Annotated in this window: 8 protein-coding genes; 6 read left to right on the top strand and 2 right to left on the bottom strand. The window is 47.3% G+C overall.

Annotation, left to right across the window (positions count from 1 at the left end; all coding sequences use genetic code 11):
* Positions 1–95: 95 nt before the first annotated feature.
* Entirely contained in the window at positions 96–617 is a 522-nt protein-coding gene (locus tag JGK11_RS13045) for a hypothetical protein (RefSeq protein ID WP_293183760.1), read from the bottom strand.
* 85 nt (positions 618–702) lie between these two features.
* On the opposite strand from JGK11_RS13045, the gene tnpA reads away from it, so the two are divergent.
* Entirely contained in the window at positions 703–1,116 is a 414-nt protein-coding gene (gene tnpA / locus JGK11_RS13040; RefSeq protein ID WP_293183758.1) for an IS200/IS605 family transposase, read from the top strand.
* A gap of 194 nt (positions 1,117–1,310) precedes the next feature.
* On the opposite strand, the gene nagA is transcribed toward tnpA, so the two are convergent.
* On the bottom strand, positions 1,311–2,540 hold the full coding sequence (gene nagA / locus JGK11_RS13035) for an N-acetylglucosamine-6-phosphate deacetylase (RefSeq protein ID WP_293196306.1): 1,230 nt from the start codon (positions 2,538–2,540) through the stop codon (positions 1,311–1,313).
* A gap of 357 nt (positions 2,541–2,897) precedes the next feature.
* Between nagA and purE the strand changes: the two genes are divergently transcribed.
* The 5 genes from purE (at position 2,898) to JGK11_RS13010 (ending at position 10,048) form a co-directional block, all read left to right on the top strand.
* Positions 2,898–3,419: a 5-(carboxyamino)imidazole ribonucleotide mutase gene (gene purE / locus JGK11_RS13030; RefSeq protein WP_293144866.1), complete on the top strand. Its 522-nt coding sequence runs from the start codon at positions 2,898–2,900 to the stop codon at positions 3,417–3,419.
* Positions 3,420–3,493: 74 nt separating this feature from the next.
* On the top strand, positions 3,494–5,107 hold the full coding sequence (locus JGK11_RS13025; RefSeq protein ID WP_293206961.1) for an ammonium transporter: 1,614 nt from the start codon (positions 3,494–3,496) through the stop codon (positions 5,105–5,107).
* Positions 5,108–5,633: 526 nt separating this feature from the next.
* Complete coding sequence (locus tag JGK11_RS13020) at positions 5,634–6,554, top strand: SGNH/GDSL hydrolase family protein (protein WP_293183752.1); 921 nt, start codon at positions 5,634–5,636, stop codon at positions 6,552–6,554.
* A gap of 427 nt (positions 6,555–6,981) precedes the next feature.
* Positions 6,982–8,427, top strand: a complete 1,446-nt coding sequence (locus JGK11_RS13015; protein ID WP_293206959.1) for an ammonium transporter — start codon at positions 6,982–6,984, stop codon at positions 8,425–8,427.
* A gap of 415 nt (positions 8,428–8,842) precedes the next feature.
* Positions 8,843–10,048 carry a 4-hydroxy-3-methylbut-2-enyl diphosphate reductase gene (locus JGK11_RS13010; protein WP_293183747.1) on the top strand — a complete coding sequence of 402 codons (1,206 nt, stop codon included), beginning with the start codon at positions 8,843–8,845 and terminating at the stop codon, positions 10,046–10,048.
* The last annotated feature ends 79 nt before the right edge of the window (positions 10,049–10,127 follow it).

The following is a 10,127-nucleotide window of genomic DNA, read 5'->3' as shown; positions in this document are numbered from 1 at the left end:
TCTTGAAGGAGTCAGTAGAGGCGCTTTGATTTCGCCTTTGAAAGTTCGCATTTGGACTCTTCAAGAATCCCCGTCCCGGAGCGGGCTGGGGAGTATCAATTGTAGACGAATTCGGCATAAAAACAACCATTTCTAGGAAGGATTCTCACTTCTCGGATCTCGGCATAATCCAGATTAGAAGGCATTTGAATTTGAAAGTTCTTCAATCCGAACCAAGCCTTAACTTTTTGTCCGAGAGGGATAGAAATTCGACCATCAATCAACTTTTTACCAAGCGCCTGTTTCGGATAGGCAATTAAGTGAAGCCCGCCAGGAGTACGGTAATTTGGAAATTTCGGTCTAGATTCAAGCTTTCCTTCACGAAACAATTTAATCAATCCTTTGAAAGATTTTACCGACTCACCGACAGCACCACAAGTCTGTTGAGCTGCTTGAGCGCATAAAGCTCCGTAATGAGGATTGCGTTTTAACTCGTTGATTACGTCAAACGGGCGGACAAAAATATGACCCTTAAAGTATGCTTGACGAACGTAGTAAACCGCACAGTTATGTAGTTTGTTTGACTCTTGACAAATATATTCTAGAACTGCTTTCAACTTTTGATCGGGCTTAATCAATACCTGCTGACATCCAAACACGCCAGTCACCTTGTTGATGTAATGTGTTGATTATACACTACCTGTCGATGGAGTCAATAGTCTTATGGCGAGTTTGTCAAAAAAAGATTTAGAGTATCGGCACGAGAGCAAGGCCGTCTCGCTGATCAATATGCACTTTGTTTTTATTCCCAAACGCCGTAAAGCCGTTCTGGTCGGCAAAATTGCAGAACGGCTGCAAGAAATTATTTTTGAGGTAGTCACGGAAAACAGGTGGAAAATTATTGCTTTGGAGATTATGCCGGATCACGTCCATTTATTGCTTAATATTAAGCCGACAGACTCCGCCAGTTTCGTCATGCAAAGAGTTAAGGGTAGGGCATCCAGTTACTTGAGGAAAGAGTTTCCCGAATTACTGAAATTACCTACATTGTGGACTCCTAGTTATTTTGTTGGCAGTGTTGGAAACGTTTCTACTGAAACTGTCAGGAAATATATCGAAGAACAAAGAAACAAATAATATAGAATGCTGGCAGCCTTAAGGCTGCAACTGCGTTTCATCCCCGGCTTAAAAGACCGGGGTTCTCACGCGACGCGCTATAGCAGGGGGAGAGTAGGAGAGGGAGAGGGGGAGAGCGGGAGAGTGGGAGAGTGGGAGAATTACCAAATAACGAATAACGAATAACGAATAACCAATAACTAATAACTAATGACTTAAAACAATCGATGCCAAGTCAATTCTTTTGTCGCTGCATTGAAATTCCAGCGCAACAATTGAGTTGCCGGTTTGCCGATAATTCCCGAAAGTCCGATCGCCTTTCTGGGAGATTCAGTTGCCAGGGCGATCGCACTTTCTACCTCGCAAATCCCCCACCTTACCAAATTCTGCACTCCCGCCAACAGCGGCAGAGTTGTACCTGCCAAAGTAGCAGATTCCAGCGGCGAATGGTAATCCAATCTTACCCATGCTGTACCTTTTCTGACTTCCATTTGTCGGGAATCCCAAGGATAAACACCGTCAGGCAAACCCAAAGGAGCCAAAGCATCGCTTACCAAAAAAACGCCTGTGTCGTATCTGCCAGCACGCAGCAAAAAATCAATCATTGTCGGAGAAACGTGCTTGCCGTCAGCAATTAAACCGCATTTTACGCCCGGATAAACGATCGCCGCTCCTAACAAACCCGGTTCTCTGTGATGCAAACTCGGCATCGCATTAAAAGCGTGAGTTACCATTGAAGCTCCTTGGGCAAATGCTTGCTGTGCTTGCTCTGCCGTCGCTTGGGAGTGTCCCAGACTGACGGCAATTCCCAAACTTTGCAAATAGGGAATGACTTCACCAGTGCTGTCTAACTCCGGCGCTAAAGTAATTATTTTGACAATATCCGCACAATCTCCTAGAACTAACTTGACATTTTCTATTGTTAGCGGTAGTAAAAACTCAACTGGGTGAGCTCCTCGCTTCTGGGGGTTGAGAAAAGGGCCTTCGAGGTGAACGCCGATTATTTCGGCACTTTGGGATTTATTGGTGGCAGGAGCAGCGGTTTTTGCAGTCCGCATATAATCAGCTATCGTCGAGAGCGATCGCCTAAACTTATCCAGGGAAGTTGTCACCAAAGTCGGCAAAAAAGCATCAACTCCCTGATACCATAAAAATTGACAAATTTTAGGTAAAACTTTAACATCCTTGCTTTCTAAATCTGGGAAAGCTAAACCGAGTGCTCCGTTAATCTGCAAGTCAACACCGCCCAGAGAAACCCAATCACCCGCAGCGTCGATCACTTGCAAATTGGGAGGAGCAATTCGTTTAAATACTTTGTCCATCGAACAAACTTCTTGAATGATGCCCGTGTTGTCAACAGCAAGCATCTGCAAATCCTTGCAACCGGGCAGGCGAGCATTGAGAATATCTGTAGGGGCGGCAGTTGGGGTTGTGGCTTCAGTCATCCGATTTTAGATTTTAGATTTTAGATTTTAGATTTTAGATTTGCTCGCCTCGATAAATCTGCGGGCTCTTGATGAGGATGTGGAGATTTTTGCTTTCTGCACTCTTGGCTTGTCACCAAATTGCTTTCGAGCATCAGTTTGGCTACAAAATATCTAAATTTTAGAACTCTTGCTCTCGTCAAATTTACCCCCCGCAAGTCCCCCCTTATTAAGGGGGGAAACAAGAATAATCTTACCCCCTCCCCGAACTCGCGGGGAGGGTTGGGGTGGGGTGCGTTGTATTTTTGCAAGAGATCTTTTAGTTAACGCCATAACTTAAAATTACCATTAATCTGAAATCTCACATCTGAAAATTGCATGAGTCAACCGACAGTTGGAATTATCATGGGCAGCGATTCGGATTTGCCTACCATGTCTGAAGCGATCGCAGTTTGCGAAGAATTCCACGTACCTTGCTCCGTAGCAATTGTCTCCGCCCACCGTACCCCGGATCGGATGGTGGAATATGCTCAAACCGCGCACCAACGAGGTTTGAAAGTAATTATCGCAGGTGCTGGGGGAGCGGCGCACCTTCCGGGTATGGTAGCATCTTTAACACCATTGCCGGTAATTGGTGTACCAGTAGCGAGCCGCCACCTCCAAGGCCTAGATTCGCTGTACTCGATCGTCCAAATGCCAGCCGGTATACCCGTAGCAACAGTGGCGATCGGCAATGCTAAAAATGCTGGCTTGCTGGCAATTCAAATATTAGCAGTTTCCCAGCCTCAATTGCTGGAGCGAATCCTGGATTACCGGAAAACTTTGTCCGAATCTGTAATGAAAAAACAAACTCAGCTAGAAGAGCTAGGCTATCAAAAATATCTCACTATGAACAAATAATCTCTAAGTGTTGTAGTACAATTGTGGGAAATTTTCGGGGTCTAGCTGAGCTGATAAGTTGTAAAAGCGTAAAAATGATGAAAATGAGTGTCGGAAAGAAAAAATCGAAACAAGTCAGGCGGGAGTCTTTGAATTTGCCAGCCCCTAACTTTTTGACAAAAGTCAGCAGGTTCAAGAAATTACAAAGGACGATCGCCCGCCTCAGTCCGAGTTGGCAAGCCTGTATACCAATAGCAGCAGTCATCTTCTTGATTTGGGGATATGCCGCAGTAGCCCAAACCCCTCCTGCTGCGCCAACCACCGAAGAGCAATTGGCCAGCCTCAAGGTAGGCATGGATACCATGTGGGTGATGGTGGCTGGGATGCTAGTGTTCTTTATGAACGCGGGTTTTGGGATGTTGGAAACAGGTTTCTGCCGCCAGAAAAATGCAGTTAACGTACTGTCAAAAAACCTGATTGTGTTTGCGCTTGCGACGATCGCATATTGGGCGATCGGCTTTGCGTTAATGTTCAGCAACGGTAACGGTTTTATCGGCAGCAGCGGCGGATATTTCCTGTTGAACGTGGCTGACAACAGCCCCGCTATGGGAGATGCTTATCAAGGCATTTTCAAATCCTTAAACTGGACGGGAGTCCCCCTGAATGCTAAATTCTTTTTCCAATTAGTTTTTGCGGGAACTGCTGCTACGATCGTTTCTGGGGCAGTTGCAGAGCGCATTAAATTCCTTGAATTTTTAATTTTCTGCTTGCTGTTAGTCGGAATTGCTTACCCGATTACCGGACACTGGATTTGGGGCGGCGGCTGGCTGCAAACAGCAGGTTTCTACGATTTTGCAGGTTCGGCAGTGGTTCACTCGGTAGGCGGTTGGGCTGCTTTGATGGGAGCGGCATTTCTCGGACCGCGGATCGGCAAGTACCGCGACGGCGACACTGTGGCGATGCCGGGACACAATATGAGCATTGCCACCCTCGGCTGTTTGATTCTGTGGTTCGGTTGGTTCGGGTTCAATCCCGGTTCGACAATGGCTGTCGATCCAAATGCGATCGCCCACATTGCGCTCACCACCAACACCGCCGGTGCTTTCGGGGGAGTTGCTGCCACAATTACAGCTTGGCTTTACCTCGGAAAACCAGACTTGTCGATGATTATCAACGGCATCCTCGCTGGCTTAGTCGGGGTGACAGCGAGCTGCGCTTGGGTTAACATACCCAACTCTGCCATTATCGGCACGATCGCCGGCATCATGGTAGTTTTTGCAGTAACATTCTTCGACAACTTAAAAATTGACGACCCTGTAGGAGCAACTTCCGTTCACTTAGTCTGTGGCACCTGGGGAACTCTGGCAGTTGGCTTATTTGCTGACGGGCCCACAACGGGAATTTATACCGCTGGGCCGAAAGCGGGATTGTTTGTAGGCGGAGGTTTCGATCAACTAATACCGCAGTTGATCGGTATTATCTCTGTAGGCGGAATGACCGTGCTGCTGAGTACGATTTTTTGGTTGGCACTCAAAGCTTTGTTGGGTATCCGCGTTTCTGCTGTTGAGGAAGCTGAAGGTTTGGATATCGGCGAACATGGGATGGAAGCTTACACCGGGTTTGTGAAGGAAACTAGCTCTGGCAACAGAACAGAAAGCAGCTACGGCGGTTATTCTGGGGGGGGTGCGGACAGAACTACCAAACTTTAGAGCAAAACTCTCAAGCGTGGGACGATCGACTTTCTTCAGCTTTCTGGCCCTAGATGAGCGATTTGTACGTCCATCTAGGGCTTAATTGTGAAAAACCACAATCTGAAATCCCCCGCCCGCAGATACAGTCGCAGACGCACTCTTGAGTCTTTTAAACCAGGTCGATCGTTCTGGCATTCCTTGCTAAAATCTCGCAATTACGTTAACAAACTGGGTTTTTGCGTGCGGCTCAGCTTTAAAAAAAGCTACTTTAGAAAAGCTCTAAATCCTGATACAGTAAGTCATTCGGAATTCCTAAATCTAAAATCTAAAATCTAAAATCGCCTGATTTCTGCGCCAGAAAGCTTGGCAGTCAGATTTTTTATGGTAAAGTAGTGCCAAAAAGCAAAGTTCTGCATCGCCGTCACGCCCAACACAGCACACTGCTTGATTCTTACAAGAATTGAGGCGAAAATTGAACGGTAAAATTTGATGCAGCAATCAGTGCCAATTATTTCAGTATGGTGCCTGCAAATCGCTTGAGTTTATGGAGAAGTTTGGAGTAGTTAGCAGAAGTAGAACTCATAAATCCCTCTTGGGGATGGAAGTTAGCCGATCGAAAACTGTTCCGGTTTGGGCTTTGCTATCTCTGCTTACCAACGCGGTACTAATTGTCACAGTCGCTCAACTAATCGGTAGGGGAAACAACTTAACAGAAAGTTCCCCTGCTAGTGCTGCACTAACGCCGGAAAGCACTGAAGAACTAATTCGCTCTTCGACGACGGCGACAAACTCTACAAAAGTAGTGGCAGACTTGCCCCTTGCAGGGCCTCGACACAAATGGTCTTACCAGCAGTGGGTGACGCAGTTGGGCCGGGAAGCTGAGGCTGCCGCAGCAAATCGTCCCCCAAAACTGAGTGTTTTGGCTGGAGATTCTTTGAGTATGTGGTTTCCGACGAAGCTGTTACCGCCCGATCGCATTTGGCTGAATCAGGGGATTTCGGGGGAGACATCCGTAGGTTTGCTGAAGCGATTGCAGTTGTTCGATCGCACTCTGCCCGATACGGTGTTTGTGATGATCGGGATTAACGATTTATTGCGGGGGGCCAGCGACGAAGGGATTTTGAACAACCAGCGACAGATTATCCGCGATTTGCGGTGGGCGCACCCGAAAGCACAAGTGGTGGTGCAGTCGATTTTGCCCCACAGCGGGGAACAGTCTACCTGGGAAAATCGCGATCGACTATTAGCGATTCCCAACAGTCGGATTCGCGCAATCAATCGGCGACTGAAAGAAATTGCTAGTTCCGAAAATGTTTCCTATCTGGATTTGCAGCCGTTGTTTGCGGATGCTGACGGCAATTTACCAACCCAACTCAGTACAGACGGCTTACACCTTAACGAGCGAGGTTATCTGGTTTGGCGATCGGCCTTGCAAATGTTCAGTCAAATGCAGTTGAAAAATTAATCAGTTGACTGTTGTCAGTTGGCAGTTGTCAGTTGGCAGTTGTCAGTAGTTAGAAGGATGAAGTCATATTCTCCCCCATTCTCCCCCTTCCAACACGGCTTACTCCGAAGTCAGGGGTAATGTCAAGTACCTGCGGATAGATTAAGAAAATATAATAGTTGAGCTTTTAGTATACAATGATACAGAATAACAGTTTGTACAAATGGTGCAATCCAAAAGGCAGAGAGTATGGGATTGAGAGTTGACAAATTTAGATGAGTCCGACTATACGAAGTCGGGGCTTGAGGATTGGGGAATTATCTATTAAAGATTCGTTCCGCTAAAACAGGGACTTAAAACCAAATTAACTATTGCATCTAAAATCCTCACATCTAAAATCGGCTCGGTCTTCCCTGCGAATTGCTGAGTATTAAAAGGTAAAAATAACGTGCTCAAAAAAAGTTTCACGATCGGCATCCTCGCACTGTGGCTGTTAAGTTGGCCGCTGATGAACAATGCCTTAGCTCAAGATGCTGCTCCCCCTGCGGCGGCGGCTGCTGCGGTGGCGGCAAATCCGATCGACACCGGCGATACAGCCTGGATGTTAATCTCCTCAGCACTGGTGTTGCTAATGACACCCGGACTAGCGTTTTTCTACGGAGGGCTGGTGCGATCGCGCAACGTCCTCAACACCATGATGATGAGCTTAGTCATGATGGGACTGATCGGCGTCACATGGACGCTGTGGGGTTACAGTTTGGCCTTTGACGTTTCCACTCCAGTTTCCGAAGGCTTTGGGAAAGGATTTGAAACCTTCATCGGCGGCTTCGACTGGATGTTCTTGAACAACGTCGCAGCCGACAAACCAGATCCGATCGGCTACGCACCGACAATACCCCACCAAGTATTCATGGTTTACCAGATGATGTTCGCCATCATCACCCCAGCTTTGATTTCCGGGGCGATCGTCGAACGGGTAACATTCAAAACCTACTTCTGGTTCGTGCTGCTGTGGTCTACATTCATCTACTCTCCTCTAGCCCACTGGGTTTGGGGTAGAGGCTGGCTGGGGGCGATGGGAGCATTAGACTTTGCCGGCGGCACAGTCGTGCACATCAGTTCCGGCGTATCTGCGGTTGTCGCAGCTTGGGTAATCGGGCCCCGCAAAGATCACTTGAACAAGCCCCACACCCCCCACAACGTACCCTACGTCTTGCTCGGAATAGGGCTCCTGTGGTTCGGCTGGTTTGGCTTCAACGGCGGTAGCGCTTTAGGATCGGGTTCCTTAGCAACAGTGGCTTTTGTCACCACAATGATTTCAACCGCAGCCGGCGGTTTAACTTGGACAATCATCGAATGGGTGCTCAGAGGCAAACCGACAGCAGTCGGAATTGCCAGTGGTTTCCTAGCAGGATTGGTGGGAATCACACCAGCGGCGGGATACGTACTCCCAGTGGGGGCCCTGTTAATCGGATCGATAACTTCCGTTTGCTGCTTCTTCGCCGTTAGCTTGCGAGCTAAGCTGGGATTTGACGACTCTTTGGACACCTTCCCGGTTCACGGCGTCGGCGGAACTGTAGGCGCGCTTCTGACAGGCGTGTTTGCGACTAAAGCCGTTAACGCAGCCGGAAATGACGGGCTGTTTGCCGGAAATCCGGGGCTAATTGTGACACAGTTTGTAGGCGTTGTAGCTACTTACGTGTTTGCGGCTGCCGGTACTTTTGTCATCCTAAAAATTCTCGCGCAGTTTATGGAACTGCGAGTCGCCTCATCTGCTGAAGACCAAGGTTTGGATATCGGCCAACACGGGGAAGAAGCTTACGGTGAGGATTTTGCCGGCGGTTTCAGTTCCTTTGAATCTGGTTCTCCTTTCGCGCCGAAAAAGGTGGGCTGATTTTCAGGGTAAGTTCGATCATCGCGTAGAGATGCAGTTATGTGCGTCTCTACGCTTTTTTTTGTTTTATTTTGAACGAACCCATGAAAGTCGCGCCTCTGTTCGTTACTGAATTAAATAATACCAGTTTCAAAAGAGAATGTAACTTTATACAAGCCACTAAGGAATGAGAATTAAATAACTTATAATTTGATGGTTTTTGTGGGATGGGCGGGGGAGCCCGTCTCTAAAGGACGGGCTCCCCCGCCCATCCCACTTTCGTTGTGTAAATTATTTAATTTGCGATCCTAACCCTTATGCAGTAGTTCATTCCAATCTAAAATCTAAAATCTAAAATCTAAAATCGTATAATCCCGATCGCACCCAGGCCTTCTAAAATCAAAGGTAATTAACCTAGATTTGAACTCAGTACCGCATGGATACTAAAGCTTTTAAACGATCGCTCCAACAGTCTGAAAACTACCACCGCAAGGGTTTCGGACACGAAGCTGAGGTAGCTGGCGTAATGGAGACAGCTTATCAAAGCAGCCTGATCCAGCAAATTCGCGACAACAATTACAGGCTGCAACGCGGCGCCGTCACCATCCGGCTGGCTGAGGCTTTTGGCTTTTGCTGGGGAGTGGAACGCGCTGTGGCTATTGCTTACGAGACTCGCCAGCACTTCCCCTCGGAACGGATTTGGATTACTAATGAGATTATTCACAATCCTTCTGTGAACCAGCATTTGCGCGATATGGAAGTTGGTTTTATTGCTGTGGAAAAGGGGCAGAAAGATTTTTCTGTGGTGGATAGTGGCGATGTGGTAATCTTACCTGCTTTTGGGGCGAGCGTGCAAGAAATGCAGTTGCTGAACGATAGGGGTTGCAAGATTGTTGATACTACTTGTCCTTGGGTTTCTAAGGTTTGGAATACTGTTGAAAAACACAAGAAAAGGGATTATACTTCGATTATTCACGGTCAGTACAAGCACGAAGAAACTGTGGCAACGAGTTCTTTTGCTGATAAGTATTTGATTGTGCTGAATTTGCAGGAAGCTGAATATGTCAGCAATTATATCTTGCACGGAGGCGATCGTGCTGAGTTTCTTGCTAAGTTTAGCAAGGCTTGTTCTGCTGGTTTTGACCCGGATGTGGATTTGGTAAGTGTCGGGATTGCTAACCAAACTACTATGCTCAAAACTGAGACTGAGAATATTGGCAAGTTGTTTGAAAAGACGATGATGCGGAAGTTTGGGCCGTCCAATCTTAATGAGCATTTTCTGAGTTTTAATACTATCTGCGATGCGACTCAGGAACGGCAAGATGCTATGTTGAGTTTGGTTGAGGAAAAGTTGGATTTGATGTTGGTGATTGGGGGTTTTAATTCTTCTAATACTACTCACTTGCAGGAAATTGCGATCGACAAAACTCTTCCTTCTTATCACATTGATTCTGCGGAGCGCATTTTACCGGGAAATCGCATCGAACACAAGCCTTTGGGCCGGGATTTGGTCGTAACTGAAAATTGGCTGCCTGAAGGTAATATTGTCGTCGGCGTGACTTCGGGTGCTTCGACTCCTGATAAGGTTGTTGAGGATGCGATCGATCGCATTTTGGCGATGAAAGCCGCTGTTATTCCCTAATTCTCTGCTTCGCCACTGCACTCGGAATCATCTTTTCCGGCGTGCAGTGCGATCGTCTCGCTTCCAAACAGACTGTAGA

It is taken from the genome of Microcoleus sp. PH2017_34_RAT_O_A, assembly GCF_020737885.1.
GTDB lineage: Bacteria > Cyanobacteriota > Cyanobacteriia > Cyanobacteriales > Microcoleaceae > Microcoleus.
This window is presented reverse-complemented; position numbering and strand designations above follow the sequence as displayed.

Excerpts from the sequence above, each read along its gene's own strand:
- purE (WP_293144866.1), top strand. The coding sequence starts at position 2,898 with ATGAGTCAACCGACAGTTGGAATTATCATGGGCAGCGATTCGGATTTG.
- JGK11_RS13020 (WP_293183752.1), top strand. The coding sequence starts at position 5,634 with ATGGAGAAGTTTGGAGTAGTTAGCAGAAGTAGAACTCATAAATCCCTC.
- JGK11_RS13010 (WP_293183747.1), top strand. The coding sequence starts at position 8,843 with ATGGATACTAAAGCTTTTAAACGATCGCTCCAACAGTCTGAAAACTAC.
- JGK11_RS13025 (WP_293206961.1), top strand. The coding sequence starts at position 3,494 with ATGATGAAAATGAGTGTCGGAAAGAAAAAATCGAAACAAGTCAGGCGG.
- tnpA (WP_293183758.1), top strand. The coding sequence starts at position 703 with ATGGCGAGTTTGTCAAAAAAAGATTTAGAGTATCGGCACGAGAGCAAG.
- nagA (WP_293196306.1), bottom strand. The coding sequence starts at position 2,540 with ATGACTGAAGCCACAACCCCAACTGCCGCCCCTACAGATATTCTCAAT.